Origin of the sequence: Phyllobacterium sp. CCNWLW109 (genome assembly GCF_037203905.1) — a bacterium.
GTDB lineage: Bacteria > Pseudomonadota > Alphaproteobacteria > Rhizobiales > Rhizobiaceae > Phyllobacterium > Phyllobacterium ifriqiyense.
Genome location: NZ_JBBCBK010000003.1, coordinates 858,866 through 875,542, shown reverse-complemented (window position 1 = coordinate 875,542; position 16,677 = coordinate 858,866). Strand labels below are relative to the sequence as shown.

The following is a 16,677-nucleotide window of genomic DNA, read 5'->3' as shown; positions in this document are numbered from 1 at the left end:
TTCCGTGAACATGAAGTTCCCTTCACTGTAAACGTCAATCATTCGAATTTGCTCTATGGGCGATTTCGTATAGACACATCGCAAACACCGGAAATCCTTTCATGACCGCCCAGAGCATACAGACCGTCAACGCCAATCGATTAGCGCTTGCTGCGTTGCTGCTTGGAGGTATTGCCATCGGCGGCTCACCGATTTTCGTGCGCCTGTCCGAGGTCGGTCCCATGACAACCGCTTTCTGGCGCGTTGCGCTGGCTTTCATTCCGCTTCTGGTCTGGTCGAAAGCCATGCCGGATGTCAAACGCAATGCCCGCCCCGAAAGCCTTGCCGATTATTTCTGGCTCTCCATGCCCGGCATCTTTCTGGCCGCTGATCTTGCTGCCTGGCACCTCGCGCTGCATATGACATCCGTTGCCAATGCAACACTTCTGGCCAATCTCGCGCCGATCTTTGTTACGCTCGGCAGTTGGGCAATTTTCCGCGCCCATGTCAGCAGGATTTTTCTCATCGGCCTTGCGACCGCGCTCATCGGCGTTGTGGTGCTGAAAGGTGGTCCGGCAGCGCTGGGCGATGGCAAGCTTGCAGGCGATGCAACGGCGGCTGTCGCGGCCATTTTCTATGCGGGCTATATTCTCGTCATCGGCCGTCTTCGGGTGCGTTTCTCCACCCGCACGATCATGATCTGGAGCACAGCGTCCGCGGCAATCTGCATGCTGCCCGTAGCGCTGATCTTTGAAACAAACCTCATACCGCTGACGCTGTTTGCCTGGGCAGTGCTGGCAGGTCTGGCCTTCATTTCTCATGCGGCGGGCCAGGGGATGATCACCTATGCGCTCGCCTTCCTGCCTCCCGCCTTCTCATCGCTGACCCTGCTCCTGCAGCCGGTCGTTGCCGCAGCATTGGCCTGGTTCCTGCTCAACGAGCCTATAGGTCTGATGCAGGCCATAGGCGGCGTTATCGTGATCCTCGGTATCCTTGTCGCCCGCCGCGGCTGACTACAATTCCCCGAGCAGACCTGCATCAAGCTGCGCCTCGCCGAACCAGTTCAGCCGGTTAATGCAGACATAGCCACGATCGATCAGATCGTTGTCGTCGCCCTCTTCGCTGGTGTGAGCGCGGCCGCGCGGGACAATCAGCGTGGTCAATTCACCCTCCGCGCTCACCACCTCCGAGCGTAGCGCGATCTTGTCGCGGCCTATGCGCGGCTGGCGAATGTCCGCTGGCAACAGGGTCGGCAGATTGACACTCAGCCAATGCCCTTCCAGCACCCATTCATCACGCTCGTTCCAAAGGGTGCGAACAAAATCTGCCAGCCACTTAACGTCATTCTCCGTCTGCTCCGGCTTCTTCACCCGCGAAAAGCCGATTGCGGCAATGCCCCAAAATGAGGCTTCCCGGGCAATGCCCAGTGTACCGGAATAGGCCAGATCCTCGCCTACGTTCCGCCCATCATTAATGCCCGAAAGCACCAGATCGGGCCGGTCCTCATCCTTGAACAGCCAGCTCATCGCGGTGACGACACAATCGGCAGGCGTGCCAGAACAGGAATAGCGTTTGGGTGCGAGCTCCCGCATTATCAAAGGTTTGCCAACGGTGATCGAAGCGCCTGCGGCAGTGCGCTTGCCATCCGGCGCGACTACCCAGACATCATCCGTTATCAGCTTGGCCGCCTCTGCCAGTACTGCCAGTCCCGGCGCGTCAATCCCGTCATCGTTGCAAACCAGAATTCTCATCGTATTCGCCTTCTATACGTCGATATGGTCGCCGGTGCGCACCGTATCGTTTAGCGCAGGCAGATATTGTTTCAATGCACTTAGCGAAGCGAGCGAGCAGGAATGCCCTAGCGTTGCAGGACGCCCTGCCCCTTCCCATATCGCCACATTGCCTTGCCGGGTCGGATGGGTCGGCAGCCTTATCCACTCTGCCCGCTTTGCCTCAAATAAAGCAGAAGCAGGTGTATTGGGTGGAATATGCCCCGTAAGCAGAATAGGATATCCTTGATCTGCCGCGCGTTTGATTGCCTCCACCGATGGGCCGGCGCTTCCCATGCCATCGAAACTCATGAGCGGGCAGTCCGGCAAAGCATCCAATTCCGACCAGTCCAGCGCCTTGGCCAGCCGCTGTGTCAGCTCTGCTCCAATGCCTGGATGGAAAGCATCTCTTGCAGCGATCTGCGCCGCCACAGCATCGCGCATGCTTGCATGAATCGCAAAGCGCTGAGGCAGGATAGCCATCAGTTCCAGCGGCTTACCGGAAAGCGGCACGGGCAGCAGGCAACCATTCGGTTGCATCTCGATCCATTGCCGGATCGCGGAAACGCGCTCATCGCTCGATATGGCATCATCGCCATAGGAGGCATCAAGCACCAGCAGATCGCAGCGCGGAATTGCATCCATTGCGAAAACCGCGCTGTCCGGCACCACATCGGCGGTGTAAACAGCGGACTTGGCTCCATCACTTGCCGCAAACCATACACCGCCTGCCACATGGCCGGACCGTCCGGTCGAAACGCTCAGCTCTCCAAGCTCAATGATATCACCCGCCGTAAAAACTTCAGCAGAATGAGCGGCAATCTCGAAGGCCTGCATGTGACCCTGCTCGCCATATTGCCCGAGCATAGCAGACGCTTCCAATGACGTTTCCGCCGTCATGAAAATTCGGCCACGAAATCCGCGTGAAAGCAGCCATGCGAGCCCGCCAATATGATCCTCATGCGCATGGGAAACAAAGACGGCATCAAGCTTGGCAATCGCTGCATCGTCAATTGCCGGATAATAGTCGCGGCCCGTCGCCCCAACCTTGATGCCAACATCCAGAAGTATGCGCTTGCCGCCGCCCGAAATGCCGACACTGGTCCGGCCTTTTTCGCCAAAACCGCCATGTAGATCAATCCGCATCAGACATTTGCCTCCGGTATGACCCAGCCCGAGGCGATGGCAATGCGTGTCGTTTCTCCTTCGGCAAGCCGCTTCGGATCAGCCAGATCGAAATGCAGTTCCTGTGTTTCATTGCCAGCAACTGCCTCGATGCGGGAGCCTCCCCCGCGATAGATGCTGCGCTTCACGGAAACTTCGATTCCGTCCTTGGCTGCCGGGATGATATCGGCGGCACGAATGCACACCTTTGCATCGCCTGTCACGCCTTGGCCGGGACGGCAGCGGAAAACAGCCTCCTGTCCGAGCACTTCCACCTTGCATTGCCCGTTTTCTTCGACAGTCAGAACTTTGGCCGGAAACACCATACCCTGGGCAATAAACGAAGCCACCATGGGCGTCGCCGGTTGTTCATAAAGTTCGCGCGGCGTTGCAAACTGCACGAGATGCCCCTTGTCCATGACAGCAATACGATCCGCCAGAGCCATGGCTTCGGCCTGATCATGGGTAATGTAAATAATCGTCGTGCCCGTGCGTTTATGGAACGAGGCAAACTCATCTTCCATCGAGGCGCGCAAATGCACATCCAGATTGGCAAGCGGCTCATCAAACAATACCAGCGATGGCGCTGACACAAGGCACCGGGCCAAAGCCACGCGCTGTCTTTGCCCGCCGGAAAGATTGGCCGGGCGGCGATCGCCATATCCTTGCAGATCGACCAGTTCGAGCGCTTCCAAAATGCGCCGGTCCCGCTCTGCCTTGTCGACCTTTGCCACTTTCAGACTATAGCCAACATTTTCTGAAACGCTCATATGCGGCCATAAGGCATAATTCTGGAAAACGATACCGACACGTCTTTGCTCAGGCGGGACGTTCAATTTCGGGTTGGACATCTCCTTCCCGCCAACGGTGATTGTGCCCTGATTGACCTGTTCAAAACCGGCAACAAGGCGCAAGAGCGTCGTCTTCCCGCAGCCGGAAGGTCCGAGCACGGCGACAAATTCGCCATTGGCGACATCCAGCGAGACATTCGACAAGGCGTCATAGTCGCCAAATGTCTTGGTCACATTTTCAATTTTCAATCCCGCCATGGCAGAACTCCGTTTGGAAGGCTGCGTGCAAACAGATTGGTCAACAGCATCAGCGCAAAAATCACGACAATTGTCAGGGTTGATATGGCGGCGGCGTAGTTGGAATCGCCGCCCTGCTCAAAGGAGAAGATCACCACACCGATCGTCTCCGAGCCGGAAGCCCATAGCAGGGCTGAAACGGTCAATTCGCTGAAGGCCGTCATGAAGATCAACACGCCGCCGGCAAGCGTCGCGGGCGCGACGAGCGGAAATACGATGGTTCGCATGCGCCTTATAAGTCCGGCACCGGCGACTTGCGCCGCCTCTTCAAGCGAGCGGTCAATCTGATGCAGGCCGCTGATTGTGGGCCTCAATGCCAATACGAGAAACCGCGCAAGATAGGCGTAGAGAATGATCCAGATTGTATTGTAGATCTGCAAGCCGATGATCGGCAGTGGCTTCAGGAACAAGAGCAGCGAGGCAATAGCCAGAACCACGCCGGGCAGTGCATAGGGCAATTCTGCGGAGAGATTCAGGAACTTCGTCCACCACCTTTTGCGCCAGGTGATGAGATAGCCAAGCGGGACTGCGACGAGCACTGCGAAGGCCGCTGCGGCAAGGGAAAGACCGAAACTGTTGAAAAATGCGCGTTTCGCCGCCGCGTGGTCAAACAGCACAAAAGCGTAATTGGCAAGCGTGACTGTCTTCATGCTTAGCGGCACGCCATATGCCGCGACAAGCGAGGTCAAAAACAATCCGACAATCGGCAGAACCAGCACAATGACAATCAATAGCCACATGGCGAATTCCGCCAAAGCGCGCCAGCGCCCAAGCTCGAAGGGCGCGGCAGGCAGGGAGGTGGAAGCGATACGATAATCGCGGCGGCGGGAGGCATAATCCTGCGCAAGGATTCCGGCCATGGCGATGAGCCCGATGAGCATGGAAAGAACAGCAACTTCGGAAAGAACAGCGGGACCACCGCCAGCCAGCCGCTGATAGATCAATGTCGGCAAGACGAGATAGCCTGCCGGGATGCCAAGAAATGCCGGGATGCCGAAATTGCCCACACAGGAAACAAAAGCCAATGCGGTGGCACCAATGATGGATGGCGTCATCAGTGGCAGGATGATTGTACGAAGTACCGTTAGACGGCTTGCACCACTGCTTAAGGCGGCTTCCACCAGTTCACGCGGCAGCTTGCGCAAACCGGCCCGAACCATCAGGAAAACCAGGGGGCCATATTGCACGCCAAGCAGTGCAATTATGCCGGTCGTCGAATAGAGCGGATTTTTGCTGCCCAGCGCTGGCGCCATGCCAATCAGCTTGAGGAACGGGCTGGCAGGCCCGAACAATTGCAGCCAGGCCAGTGCCGTGACTTGCGGGGCGATGAGAAGTGGAACGACATAGAGCAGAACGAAAGTGCTGCGACCGCGCACATTGGTCAGGCTCACCAGAAGGGCAACGGCAGTGCCAAGAATAACTGCCAGCAATGTGCCGCCTATGCCCACCTGCAATGAGTGCCACGTGGCGGTCCAGGTGGCCGAACCGGAAAGTGCCGTGCGAAGCGGTGCCGCAGAAAGGCTGCCTTGCGGCATGACGATCTCGAAAGCAAGACGCAGCATTGGTACGATGGAAAGCATCGCGACAATGACCGCCACCCCTGCAATCAGGGCTGTATCAGTACCCTGACGCTTTTCAGCAAATATAGTCATTCACAGTCCCATATTGCATTTTTGCCGTGCGTGGTTCGACAAGCTCACCATGAAGAGGGTGGATAGTTGCAAAACCTATCTGCAACGTCTCAGAACAATGCCCTTTGCAAACCACCACTTTCTCATGGTGAGCTATCCTGAGCTAGTCGAAGGACGAACCACGCACAGCGCGATTGCCAAACTGGAAACGGCAAGAGAACTCAATTGAACTCTCTTGCCGGAATAGTTTTAGCCGCCGAACATTCCGGAGAATTTCGCCTTGTCAGCGTCAGTCGCTTCGAGAACCTTCAGAGTCTCGATTGGCATTACCTTGATTTCAACACCTTCAGGCAGCCAGGAAGGACGGCCAATCGATGGTTTGGCAGGCAGATAGCCCTGTGCAAGCGCCAGTTTCTGTCCATCATCCGAAAGGATGAAGTCTACGAATTTCTGCGCGGCAGGAAGGTTCTTCGTGCCAGACATGATCGCGACTGGTTCCGTCACCGCAGGAACACCTTCCGAGGGGAAAACGAATTCAACCGGAGAGCCTTTGGCCTTTGCATTCAGCGCCATGAAATCGACAAGGATGCCATAAGGCTTCTCGCCGCTGGCTACAGATTTCAGCACAGCACCATTGCCGCGTACGGCTACTGTTTCATTGGCCTTGAGCTTGTCGAAATAGTCCCAGCCAAGTTCGGGATTGCCGACGAAACCGCTCAGCAGATAGGCTGCGGCACCAGAATAAAGCGGGCTTGGCATCACGATCATGCCCTTATATTCCGGCTTGGCAAGGTCTGCCCAATGTTCGGGCTTGGCCGTTGCAGCTGAATTATAGGCGATGCCTGTAGTGATCAGCTTACTACCGAAATAGGTCTTGTCCTTATCAAAAGAGTCTTTGCTGAAACCTTCGACATTGGCCTTCTCATAGGCCTGCAATTTACCCTGTTTCTTCAGGCCTTCCATGCTCACCGCATCGGCGATCAGCAATACGTCGGCCTGTGTGGCACCGGCAGAAAACTCGGCCGCGAGCTTGCTCAAAATATCGCTTGTACCGGACCGGTACACCTGCACCTCGATATCTGGATTAACCTTGCGGAAGGCCTCGACGGTTTTCGCTGCATCAGCATCGGGCTGTGATGTGTAAAGGCTAAGCGTTTCAGCATTGGCCGCACCAAAAGCCAGCGACACAGCAAAAAGAGCTGGCACGCCGAGTGTCATTTTAAGAAACTTATTCATTTTTTCTCCTCCCAAAGGGGATTCGGTTTAATCGGGGGGACATGTGCCCACGAAAAATCCTCCTCCGTGCATTCCAGGTTCTTTTCGACCTGTCATGCCGGAGGAGTGTCCATGTTCAATTGTCTTTTGTCAAATACATTTGAACAATGAAACTTATGTGACAAACAAAACTGAATTCATAAAAAATCGCTGGAGACCCGGTGACGGTTAGAAAACTTAGCCGACAGATTTTAGTGTTCGCATCTCATCTTGATCAGGGTCTTAGAACCGAAAGGCCCGGTCCGGAACCCATAACGGGGCTGATCGTCAAGCTTATGACAAGACATTCGATAGATCGGCTCGACTTATTTTAAAGCACACCTCGGCTGCGTAAAAAATCCATCAGGCCGACATGGGTAATGGCTTCAAACTCGGCCGCGGCAGCGGCAAACTTTTTACGCTGATTAAGCAGCATGCCGAAAACCTGTTTCATCTCTGATGATACGCCAAAACGCTCCCAGCGCTCTGCCACATGAGGCGGCAAATCGAGATCACGGCAAAAATCTGAAATCGTGGCATAGCCCAGCAGCGCGAGATTTGTTTTCACCTCGTCAACGGGCATACGCTCTTCAACGGCATGGTCATGCAGACGCTGGGCAACCAGACGAAGGTCAGCCGGAGAAGATCCAATGACTCGATTGAGGATGGAACGAACCTCATTTGGAAATGACGACATGTGCAACTCCAGATTTCAAATTACATGTAACTTATAATGATGGTGCCGGTCGGGCCAGTGGAATTTATAGGACTGCCCCAACGGCCTCTCAAATATGTGAAAAAGTGGCAGAGAAAATCGGGACCCGCCTCTCTTTTCCCGGAAAGATCCGAAGATTTGCTGAAAAACCTTCGATTCTTGCCCAAAATTTACAATCCAAGGATGTGTTTTAGTTGTGCTTGGTTGAATGGGCGCGCTTCGCGACATTGGCCAACAGACATATCGCCGCCATTTAAATCAAGCCGCGCAGCTTCAGCTCGTCCTTGAGATAAGCATAGTAGATAGGCGCAGCGACAAGTCCAGCAATGCCGTACCAGGCTTCAAAAACAATCATTGCAAGCAACAATTCCCAGGCGGCAGCCTTGATGCGCGACCCAATAATCTTCGCATTCATAAAATACTCAAGCTTATGAATAATAATCAGAAATGCGAGAGATCCGACCGCGGCCCCGAAGGAAACGCTGAGCGCAACAATGACGATTACAGTGTTTGATATCAAATTGCCTATGACTGGAAGCAAACCGACAAAAAATGTTACTGCAATCATGGTCTTGACCAATGGCAAGTGAATGCCAAACGCTGGCAATACTACGGCCAGGAAAATTCCGGTAAAAAATGTGTTTAACGCAGAAATACGCAACTGCGAAAAGACGATATTGCGAAATGCATTGCTTAACAATGCTGCGCGCTCTGTCAGGGCTACAGCCAGAGGGCCGGGCTTTTTGGTCGGCGATACAGATGTCAGCGCGATCAATCCACCAATGACCATGCCAAGGATGATCCGTATGAGCAGGACACCAATATCGCGACCGACGAGCTGTAATTGCCCGGCATGATTGCGTAACCATGCGGCGGCAAAGCTTTCCAGCTCTTCAAGGTTGGATGGAAAATAGTCACGCGCCCAAGTCGGCAGATGAAGCTGCGCTGTATCAATGATCTCAGCCATTTTTTGGAACAGTGAAACTATGCCTTCCGACCCATCGGTCAGCAGCACCATGCCCCGCATCACACCAATAACGACGAGAAGTATAAAAATTAGCGCAAGTATCGCCAGCGCTAATGTTCTTGTTAAACCATTGGAAACGCCCATTCTTCCAAGTAAAGGGGCGGCCATATGCACCAGACTATAGACCAGAAGTCCAGCCAGAAGCGCGGAAAGCAATCCAAGTTGAAGGGCGCCTACAAGTGCGACAAGTGCCAATATATACGAAGCTATTTGAGGCTTTGAGATCGTCTGCAAGAGGTCACCAAACAAGGAGAAAATGGATGGAACGTTCCTAGACTTGAAACCTCTTGCTGCGCAAGGCCAATTACAAGAATTGATGCTCCGCTATGGCAATAGTGGCCTGGCACAGATTATTTTTTGGTATTTCATCCATGAAAACCGATCACTTACCGACGCCATGCAAATGATTTGATTATCCGCTATTCTTTGACATTCAACGCTTTTCTTACGCTCTTGTTCAGCTCGATTTTTGCGGACAGAAAATCCGGGACGGTAGTCCAATATCGTAGCGTTACACTCATCGTCGTTTCGCCCAACTCAGCAATGAATGTATCCGGGGCGGGGGTTTCTTTCACATAAGGACTGTTTACGGCAAGAGCGGTCAGCGTTGCTTGTATCTCGTCGAAGTCGTCAGCATTATCAATAGTAACCGTGATGTCATTTCGTCTTGCACCATTGCGCGTGAAATTCTTCACCGGCTGAGTCCAAAGAGTTGAATTTGGCGCAAGCAAATATATACCATCGGCAGAGCGCAAACGTGTTGCGAATAGTCCGATTTCCTCGACCGTGCCGGAAATACTGCCGACCTCTACATATTCGCCAATACGCAGAGGACGAAGCGCAAGCAACATGATCCCCGCAGCAATATTCTGCAAGGTTCCCTGCAGCGCCAAGCCAATGGCCAGACCGACTGCACCAATGGCAGCTATCATCGACGCGGTTTGAATTCCGAACTGACCAAGAACCATAACGATTACAAGGCCTAAGACCATATAGCGCGCAATCTTTGAGAAGAACCGGCGCAGCGTCATGTCAAACCCGCTCACCTGCCCAAGTCCAGCATAGACCCAGCGCTCTACCAAACGAGCGGCAAGAAAGCCGACGACCAGCAACAAGATCGCGCCTATGACAGAGAATGAATAGGTGACGATCAGCACTCTGGCTTGATCAATCGCTGCCTGAATGGCGGAAAGGGAGTTCTGGGGATCAAGTTCCATAGGCGTGGTCTCCTTTTGGCAAGAAGGTTCAACCCCTATGGCGCTCGGATAGTTCCGTCAAACGGCTAAGCTTCGATAGCTTCCGGATTACGGCGACGATAAATGATCGACGAAACCAGCGAGAATACTATCAGCGTTGCACCAATCAGACCGGTGATTACTTCCGGAATGTGGAACAGTGTCTGGCAATACATGATGACTGCTAGAACGAGGATCGCATAAAATGCGCCGTGCTCCAGATATCGATACTGACCGAGCGTTTCCTTTTCGACCAGCATGATGGTGAGCGACCTTACATAGAACGCACCGATACCAAGGCCGATGGCGATGACAAAAAGGTTGGTTGAAAGGGCAAAAGCGCCAATGACACCGTCGAAAGAGAAACTCGCATCCAGCACTTCGAGGTACAGGAATGCGCCCAATCCACCCTTGTGAACAGTATCCATCTGCTCCTGAGTGGCGTCCAGTACGGCACCAATACCTTCGACAACAAGGAATGTAAGCAGCCCGTAAATGGCCGATGTCAGGAACGTTACCGAGTCTTCTCCAACGAGTTGGCGGGAGAAGAAAATGATCAGGACAAGAACAACGCCGACTTCAATGCCCTGAATTGATGCAAAGCGGGATGCACGGCTTTCGATGAGCTTGATCCAATGAACGTCTTTCTCATGATCGAAGAAGAATTTAAGCCCCACCATCAGGAGGAAAGTACCGCCAAAAGCAGCAATTCCGACATGCGCCTCCTTCATTATGCGCGCATATTCTTCAGGATTGGAGATGGCCAGTTTCATCGCGGAAATCGGATCAATCCAGGCGGCAACTGCCACAATGGCAAGCGGGAAAACAATGCGCATGCCGAAAACGGCTATGATGATGCCCCATGTCAGGAAGCGATGCTGCCAGACCGGGTCCATGTCCTTGAGTATTTTGGCATTTACGATGGCGTTGTCGAATGACAGCGATATTTCCAATACACCAAGCACAGCGCAGATAAACAGCACCGACAATGCGCCCTGTATATTTCCGGAGTAGATGAAGCCTATCCAGGCCCCGGCCGCCAATCCGAAAATTGTGAAAAGAATTGGCCAGATGAAATATTTATAAGTTGCCATGCGTGTTTCCTGCTCCTGACTCCCTGATTGCCATCAGGACGGGACTTCAACGTTTTTTATTACGTTAAGAATATGAATTTCCACCCGAATGCAATCTCCCACTACCCTTAGAAAGCATAATCCTGTCTTAATCCTGTCGCGAACTCCTTACACCTGCTTGCGAACGGTATAAATAGTAACGGGCAAGGCTGATCGCCAACTATCAAAGCTTCCAAGCGGCTGCGCATGCGACACGCTTAGCTTGATGAGATCTCCACCATGCACTTCCCGCCAACCGACCAGCGCCATTTCGCTTTGAATGGTAACAGCATTTGCGACAAGCCTGCCACCCGGCTTCAATGCAAGCCAGCATGCATCCAAAACCCCGGGATCAGTCACGCCACCGCCGATGAAAATCGCATCGGGAGTGTTGAGCTCCGCCAGTGCATCCGGCGCTTGCCCCCGCACAAGTTCGAGGCCGGGCACGCCAAGCGTTTTACTATTCTGGATAATCAGAGCCTGCCGCTTCTCGTCGGCCTCGATCGCAATCGTCTTGCATGTCGGGTGCGAGCGCATCCACTCAATGCCGATCGAGCCGCATCCTGCTCCGACATCCCAAAGCAATTCGCGCGGCAAGGGTGCCAGATGCGCCAAGGTTACTGCTCGCACATCCCGCTTCGTCAACTGCCCGTCATGTTGGTAAGCCTCGTCTGACAGACCCGCCATAAGGGGATATGAGAGCGAGAATTGATCAGGCTGCCCACAATCCACTGCAAGAACATTGAGGTCTGCACAACGCAATTGGTTCCAGCTTTGTGCAACACCATCAATGCGCCGTTGATTCTCGCCTCCTAAATGCTCGAGCACAGTCAGACGAGCCGTAGTAAAGCCCGACTCGATCAAAAGCCGTGCCACATGGGTAGGCGTTTCACCATCATTGCTGAGAATAAGTAGCTTTGCATCAGGCACAAAGGACTTCGCCAACGTTTCGAGCGCTCGTCCATGAACACTGAGCAACTCTATGTCTTGTATAGGCCAACCCATGGCAGCAGCAGCAAGCGAGAATGATGAAGGCGAAGGCAAAACCAGCATTTCGTCCGCGCTCAGGTACCGCGTGAGCGTTGCCCCCATGCCGTAATGCATCGGATCGCCGCTTGCCAGAACGACAACTGCGTTTCCACGCAAGGCAAGCAGCATCGCATAGGCGTCTGAAAACGGTGTCGGCCATGCTATACGCTTCGCGCCAAATTCTTCGGGCAGGAGATCAAGGTGACGCTTGCCGCCGAATATGGTGCCCGCAGCCTTCAGGGCGGCCCGTGCATTCTGCCCAAGCCCCTCATATCCGTCTTCACCAATCCCGATTATCGTAAGCCACTGCGCCATCATCTATCCCGTTGAAAGTTCAATGCCATGCATGCCCGAAAGCGCAAGATGGGTCAACGAAGGTTACAGCGATGAGGATGGTTGGCACACCCTGCGCCATCCTGTAAAACCGTCAAAGCCATGAGCCTGATAATGAAACCCGTCCGCAAAACTTTAGTCCATGACCGGCGCTCCGCCTGTCCGGGGTTGTTTCGTATGGCACAAGCGCTGGATGGCGGAATATGCCGGGTAAAACTGACGTTCGGCAACCTCACTTCCGATCAGGCAAAAGGGATAGCCCGGGCCGCTGAAGAGTTTGGTAATGGAATCATCGACATTACCAATCGGGCAAATGTGCAAATCCGCGGCGTTCGCCCGGACAGCGAAGACGCGCTTGTCGACAGTTTGCTCGCGCTCGGGTTGGGGCCTCTGACTGACAAGGGGGATGACATACGCAATGTCATGATCAGCCCGCTTGTCGGACAAGACGATAAAAAAAGCGACATCAGGCCTCTGGCTACGCGCATTCTGACAGAATTGCAGACAAACCCTCGCTATCAGACGCTCTCACCCAAATTCTGTATACTCATCGATGGAGGTGAGGATGTTGCTATGGTCACTCATCCGCATGATCTTTGGCTAAGCCCGATCAACCCGGAAAATCCGGCTTCTGCCTACGCCCTTGGTGTCGCTGGCACTCCCCCTGTTCTTGCAGGGGATCAATCCGCTCTGGGACTAGTCAGCACAGAGAAATCCTTCGAACTGGTAACCGCCATTCTCGATCTTTTCATCGAATGGAACATTGCCAATCCAGATGCATCGCGTTTACGCCATATGCTTGCGGATTTGGGCCGGGATCACTTTATTGGTCGTGTTGAGGGGCGATTAGACGAGTCTCTCCGCAATGCAGATCTCGGTCAGTGGCGCAGGACCCCACCGCAGACAAATGGTCATCTGGGTATCGTGAAAACCTCCAATGCGAATTTCCAGATGGTCGGTGCAATGCCACCACTTGGTCGCTTAAATCCCGATATACTGCGTAATCTGGCCGCGATTGCCGATCGTTACTGCTCAGGGGCGCTGCAATTTACGCCATGGCAAAGTGTGCTTTTATCCGGAGTCGCGAAGGATCATGCCGAAGATGCGCTCGAAGCACTGCGTGCACTTGGGCTTACCAGTGATCCTCTGGAGCCCATTGCAACGATGATCAGCTGCTCCGGATCGGCTGGCTGCAAATCCGCGCTGGCAGCGACGCGATCGGATGGCATCCGCCTCGCCGCCCTGCTTGCCGGCAAATCCGAGATGCCGCAAATACACCTTACCGGATGCAGCAAGTCCTGCGCCTCACCTATGGCAAAACCCGTAACGCTCGTAGCAACCTCATCGGGTCGCTATGATATCTTTCTGCAAGCGACCAATGGACCGTCGCGATTTGGCAAGCTATTGGCTAGCAACCGCACTATCGAGGAATCGGCCGAACTGATCGGCGCTAATTTCGGCTCCGGGGGGCCATCACATGCTTGACTACATTCGCGATGGCCAAGCGATCTATGATCGCTCCTTCGCTATTATTCGCTCTGAGGCTGACCTAAGCCGCATTCCTGCCGATCTGGAAAAACTTGCCGTGCGCGTTGCCCATGCCTGCGGGATGGTTGATGTGATTGAGGATCTGGCATTTTCGGATGGCGCTGCGACAGCAGGACGAAACGCCTTGCTTGCAGGCGCACCGATCTTGTGTGATGCGCGCATGGTTGCGGAGGGCGTCACACGCGCCCGCTTGCCTCGTGATAATCAAGTCATCTGCACATTGAACGACCCCTCCGTGCCAGCACTGGCAATGGAGATGGGTAACACACGCTCTGCTGCGGCTCTTGAACTCTGGCATCCTCATCTGGAGGGGGCTGTCGTTGCCTTTGGCAATGCTCCAACCGCGCTTTTTCGGCTTCTCGAAATGATTGAGGAAGGCGCTCCGCGTCCCGCACTGGTGCTTGGCTTTCCAGTTGGCTTTGTCGGTGCAATGGAATCAAAAGCTGCGCTTGCCGAAAATACCCATGGCATTCCTTTTGTCGTTGTTCATGGGCGTCGTGGTGGCAGCGCCATGGCTGCAGCCGCCATTAATGCGCTTGCGTCGGAGAAAGAATAATGGCGGCGCAGGGAAGACTGTTCGGACTGGGCGTCGGTCCCGGCGATCCGGAGCTCATCACATTGAAGGCGTTGCGGCTACTTCAGTCTGCGCCGGTCGTAGCCTACCATGCCGCAAAGGGCAAAAAGGGTAATGCTCTGACCATTGTTGAAAAATACCTCAGCGACAGCCAGTTGCTGGTGCCGCTGATTTATCCGGTTACAACCGAGATATTGCCAGCCCACATGAATTATGAGGCGATTGTCAGCGATTTTTACAGCGAAATCACCGGCGTTTTGCGCACTCATCTGGATGCGGGATCAGATGTGGCAGTCATCGCTGAAGGCGATCCCTTCTTCTACGGCTCATTCATGTATATCCATGATCGCCTGGCCGAAGACTATCAGACAGAGGTCGTGCCCGGTGTGTGTTCGATCCTGGGTGGCGCGGCAGTTCTTGGCGCACCGCTTGTCTACCGCAATCAAACCCTGACGGTTCTCTCCGGAGTGCTTTCGGCGGAAGAATTGAAGACAAGACTTGCCGCCACGGAAGCCGCAGCGATTATGAAGCTTGGCAAAAACCTCGCAAAGGTGCGTGATGTTATTGCTGAGCTCGGCCTGATGGACCGCGCACTTTACGTTGAACGGGCGACTATGGACGCCCAGAAAATCGTACCGCTCAGCGAAGTGGATCCGGCGTCATCCCCCTACTTCTCGCTGATTCTGGTTCCCGGAGAAAAGTGGCAAGGCAACGGCGAATGATGGCCTCCCCCATTATTTTGGTTCTCTCCGCCTTAGGTTTGCAAACAGCATTGCAAATTAAGTCGGCCTTGGATGGAAGCACCATCTACGGGCTTGATACGCGCGTCGAAGGGGCTGACGAAAGCTTCGAAAATTTTGGTGACACTGTCCGCCAGCTTTATCAGGCAGGCCATCCCATTATCGCACTTTGCTCGGCAGGAATTATCATTCGTTCGCTCGCATCCATCTTGGAGAACAAGGGCGGGGAGCCGCCTGTACTTGCCGTCGCGGATGATGGTAGCACAGTGGTCCCGCTGCTCGGCGGAACGACTGGCGTCAATATTCTGGCGCGCCAGATTGCTACGATTCTCAATGTTCCAGCTGCTATCACTACCTCCGGCGAGCTTCGTTTCGGGACATGCCTGCTAAATCCACCGCCCGAATTCCAGCTGAAGAATCCCGGAAATGCCAAGAAGTTCATTGCCGATATGCTTGCCGGAAAGACCGTGCGCATAGAAGGAAGTGCGCCCTGGCTTGCCGATGCACGTCTGCCGCTGAATGATGAGGGCGAATTGCTTATCCGGGTGACACCCGATGACGTGGTCGCAGGCGAAAATGAATTGGTATTTCAATCAACAGCGCAGGTCGATCAGACTCGTCCACGAGGAAAACTCAGTGTTATAGGTCTTGGCCCGGGCAATCCCGATTTTATGGTTCCCGCCGTCAAACATGCACTGCAACAGGCTCAAGACATTCTTGGCTATGAAACCTATATTCGCATGGCTGGAACCTTTCGGCCCAACCAGACCATCCATGCGACCGATAATCGCGAAGAGATGCAGCGTGCCCGCCATGCTTTTGAACTTGCTGCAACAGGCCGGTCCGTGGTCATGGTTTCTTCCGGTGACCCCGGCGTTTTCGCCATGGCTGCAGCGGTGATCGAAGCTTTGCACGACTCCGACAATCCTGCATGGCATAGTGTAGAGCTGGAAATATTGCCGGGTGTCTCTGCTGCACTTGCTGCAGCGAGCAAAAGCGGTGCGCCCCTTGGTCATGATTTTTGCATCATTTCATTGTCGGATAATCTGAAGCCTTGGGAGATTATCGAAAAACGCATTTCACTGGCCGCCGAAGCAGATTTTGCTTTTGCCTTTTACAATCCGATTTCCAAGCCGCGGCCCTGGCAATTGCCCCGGGCAATAGAGTTGCTGCGCCAGCATCGCAATCCCGATACGCCGGTTGTCCTGGGCCGTGATATTGGCCGCCCGGCGGAGACCCTGCGGACGATACGGCTGGAAGACTTAACGCCAGAACAGGTCGACATGCGCACGGTCATCATTGTCGGCTCGTCATTAACGCGCAGTTTTCCCAAAACGGATGGCGGGGAATGGACTTACACACCCCGATGGTATGGTATCAAGCCTGACTCCTGATGCAATCCATCATCTAATCGACAAAAGATAATCGCCTCGGTCAAGGATGCCGGAAAAAGGACTGAGCACTTCGTTTTTGTGTCGA

Annotated in this window: 15 protein-coding genes; 5 read left to right on the top strand and 10 right to left on the bottom strand. The window is 54.0% G+C overall.

Going from position 1 to position 16,677, the window contains the following annotated elements; all coding sequences use genetic code 11:
- Nucleotides 1–101: 101 nt before the first annotated feature.
- Nucleotides 102–992, top strand: coding sequence for a DMT family transporter (locus V9K92_RS14825; protein WP_337354305.1), 891 nt, complete (start codon nt 102–104; stop codon nt 990–992).
- Here the strand turns inward: V9K92_RS14825 and surE are convergent, their stop codons facing one another.
- From surE to cbiE, 10 genes are all read right to left on the bottom strand, one after another.
- Nucleotides 993–1,730, bottom strand: a complete 738-nt coding sequence (gene surE, locus V9K92_RS14820; protein ID WP_336442098.1) for a 5'/3'-nucleotidase SurE — start codon at nt 1,728–1,730, stop codon at nt 993–995.
- Between the two features lie 12 nt (nt 1,731–1,742).
- The gene (locus tag V9K92_RS14815) at nt 1,743–2,894 is read right to left on the bottom strand and encodes an MBL fold metallo-hydrolase (protein WP_337354304.1); all 1,152 of its coding nucleotides are present in this window, start codon (nt 2,892–2,894) and stop codon (nt 1,743–1,745) included.
- On the bottom strand, nt 2,894–3,961 hold the full coding sequence (locus V9K92_RS14810; RefSeq protein ID WP_307280589.1) for an ABC transporter ATP-binding protein: 1,068 nt from the start codon (nt 3,959–3,961) through the stop codon (nt 2,894–2,896). The genes V9K92_RS14815 and V9K92_RS14810 overlap by 1 nt, the downstream gene beginning before the upstream one ends.
- Entirely contained in the window at nt 3,949–5,652 is a 1,704-nt protein-coding gene (locus V9K92_RS14805) for an ABC transporter permease (protein WP_307280592.1), read from the bottom strand. Before V9K92_RS14805 ends, V9K92_RS14810 begins: the two co-directional genes overlap by 13 nt.
- Nucleotides 5,653–5,880: 228 nt before the next feature.
- Nucleotides 5,881–6,867, bottom strand: coding sequence for an ABC transporter substrate-binding protein (locus V9K92_RS14800; protein ID WP_337354303.1), 987 nt, complete (start codon nt 6,865–6,867; stop codon nt 5,881–5,883).
- 349 nt (nt 6,868–7,216) lie between these two features.
- Complete coding sequence (locus tag V9K92_RS14795) at nt 7,217–7,582, bottom strand: hypothetical protein (RefSeq protein ID WP_336442095.1); 366 nt, start codon at nt 7,580–7,582, stop codon at nt 7,217–7,219.
- A gap of 271 nt (nt 7,583–7,853) precedes the next feature.
- A complete protein-coding gene (locus V9K92_RS14790) occupies nt 7,854–8,861 on the bottom strand; it encodes an AI-2E family transporter (RefSeq protein WP_307280600.1) in 1,008 nt (335 codons plus the stop codon).
- 185 nt (nt 8,862–9,046) lie between these two features.
- Entirely contained in the window at nt 9,047–9,844 is a 798-nt protein-coding gene (locus tag V9K92_RS14785; protein WP_337354302.1) for a mechanosensitive ion channel family protein, read from the bottom strand.
- Nucleotides 9,845–9,909: 65 nt separating this feature from the next.
- The gene (locus V9K92_RS14780; RefSeq protein WP_115054240.1) at nt 9,910–10,956 is read right to left on the bottom strand and encodes a DUF475 domain-containing protein; all 1,047 of its coding nucleotides are present in this window, start codon (nt 10,954–10,956) and stop codon (nt 9,910–9,912) included.
- A gap of 147 nt (nt 10,957–11,103) precedes the next feature.
- Nucleotides 11,104–12,318: a precorrin-6y C5,15-methyltransferase (decarboxylating) subunit CbiE gene (gene cbiE, locus V9K92_RS14775; RefSeq protein WP_337354301.1), complete on the bottom strand. Its 1,215-nt coding sequence runs from the start codon at nt 12,316–12,318 to the stop codon at nt 11,104–11,106.
- Nucleotides 12,319–12,450: 132 nt separating this feature from the next.
- Here cbiE and cobG point away from each other — a divergent pair, with 132 nt between their 5' ends.
- Genes cobG through cobJ form a run of 4 tightly spaced genes read left to right on the top strand, consistent with a single transcriptional unit; the run spans nt 12,451 to nt 16,592 of the window.
- The gene (gene cobG / locus V9K92_RS14770; protein WP_337354300.1) at nt 12,451–13,821 is read left to right on the top strand and encodes a precorrin-3B synthase; all 1,371 of its coding nucleotides are present in this window, start codon (nt 12,451–12,453) and stop codon (nt 13,819–13,821) included.
- Nucleotides 13,814–14,440 (top strand): precorrin-8X methylmutase, encoded by a 627-nt coding sequence (locus tag V9K92_RS14765; RefSeq protein ID WP_307280616.1) that lies wholly within the window; start codon nt 13,814–13,816, stop codon nt 14,438–14,440. The genes cobG and V9K92_RS14765 overlap by 8 nt, the downstream gene beginning before the upstream one ends.
- A complete protein-coding gene (locus V9K92_RS14760; protein ID WP_337354299.1) occupies nt 14,440–15,180 on the top strand; it encodes a precorrin-2 C(20)-methyltransferase in 741 nt (246 codons plus the stop codon). The genes V9K92_RS14765 and V9K92_RS14760 overlap by 1 nt, the downstream gene beginning before the upstream one ends.
- On the top strand, nt 15,177–16,592 hold the full coding sequence (gene cobJ, locus V9K92_RS14755; protein ID WP_337354298.1) for a precorrin-3B C(17)-methyltransferase: 1,416 nt from the start codon (nt 15,177–15,179) through the stop codon (nt 16,590–16,592). Before V9K92_RS14760 ends, cobJ begins: the two co-directional genes overlap by 4 nt.
- Nucleotides 16,593–16,677: the final 85 nt, after the last annotated feature.

Excerpts from the sequence above, each read along its gene's own strand:
- V9K92_RS14825 (WP_337354305.1), top strand. The coding sequence starts at position 102 with ATGACCGCCCAGAGCATACAGACCGTCAACGCCAATCGATTAGCGCTT.
- surE (WP_336442098.1), bottom strand. The coding sequence starts at position 1,730 with ATGAGAATTCTGGTTTGCAACGATGACGGGATTGACGCGCCGGGACTG.
- V9K92_RS14815 (WP_337354304.1), bottom strand. The coding sequence starts at position 2,894 with ATGCGGATTGATCTACATGGCGGTTTTGGCGAAAAAGGCCGGACCAGT.
- V9K92_RS14810 (WP_307280589.1), bottom strand. The coding sequence starts at position 3,961 with ATGGCGGGATTGAAAATTGAAAATGTGACCAAGACATTTGGCGACTAT.
- V9K92_RS14805 (WP_307280592.1), bottom strand. The coding sequence starts at position 5,652 with ATGACTATATTTGCTGAAAAGCGTCAGGGTACTGATACAGCCCTGATT.
- V9K92_RS14800 (WP_337354303.1), bottom strand. The coding sequence starts at position 6,867 with ATGAATAAGTTTCTTAAAATGACACTCGGCGTGCCAGCTCTTTTTGCT.
- V9K92_RS14795 (WP_336442095.1), bottom strand. The coding sequence starts at position 7,582 with ATGTCGTCATTTCCAAATGAGGTTCGTTCCATCCTCAATCGAGTCATT.
- V9K92_RS14785 (WP_337354302.1), bottom strand. The coding sequence starts at position 9,844 with ATGGAACTTGATCCCCAGAACTCCCTTTCCGCCATTCAGGCAGCGATT.
- V9K92_RS14780 (WP_115054240.1), bottom strand. The coding sequence starts at position 10,956 with ATGGCAACTTATAAATATTTCATCTGGCCAATTCTTTTCACAATTTTC.
- cbiE (WP_337354301.1), bottom strand. The coding sequence starts at position 12,318 with ATGGCGCAGTGGCTTACGATAATCGGGATTGGTGAAGACGGATATGAG.
- cobG (WP_337354300.1), top strand. The coding sequence starts at position 12,451 with ATGAAACCCGTCCGCAAAACTTTAGTCCATGACCGGCGCTCCGCCTGT.
- V9K92_RS14765 (WP_307280616.1), top strand. The coding sequence starts at position 13,814 with ATGCTTGACTACATTCGCGATGGCCAAGCGATCTATGATCGCTCCTTC.
- V9K92_RS14760 (WP_337354299.1), top strand. The coding sequence starts at position 14,440 with ATGGCGGCGCAGGGAAGACTGTTCGGACTGGGCGTCGGTCCCGGCGAT.
- cobJ (WP_337354298.1), top strand. The coding sequence starts at position 15,177 with ATGATGGCCTCCCCCATTATTTTGGTTCTCTCCGCCTTAGGTTTGCAA.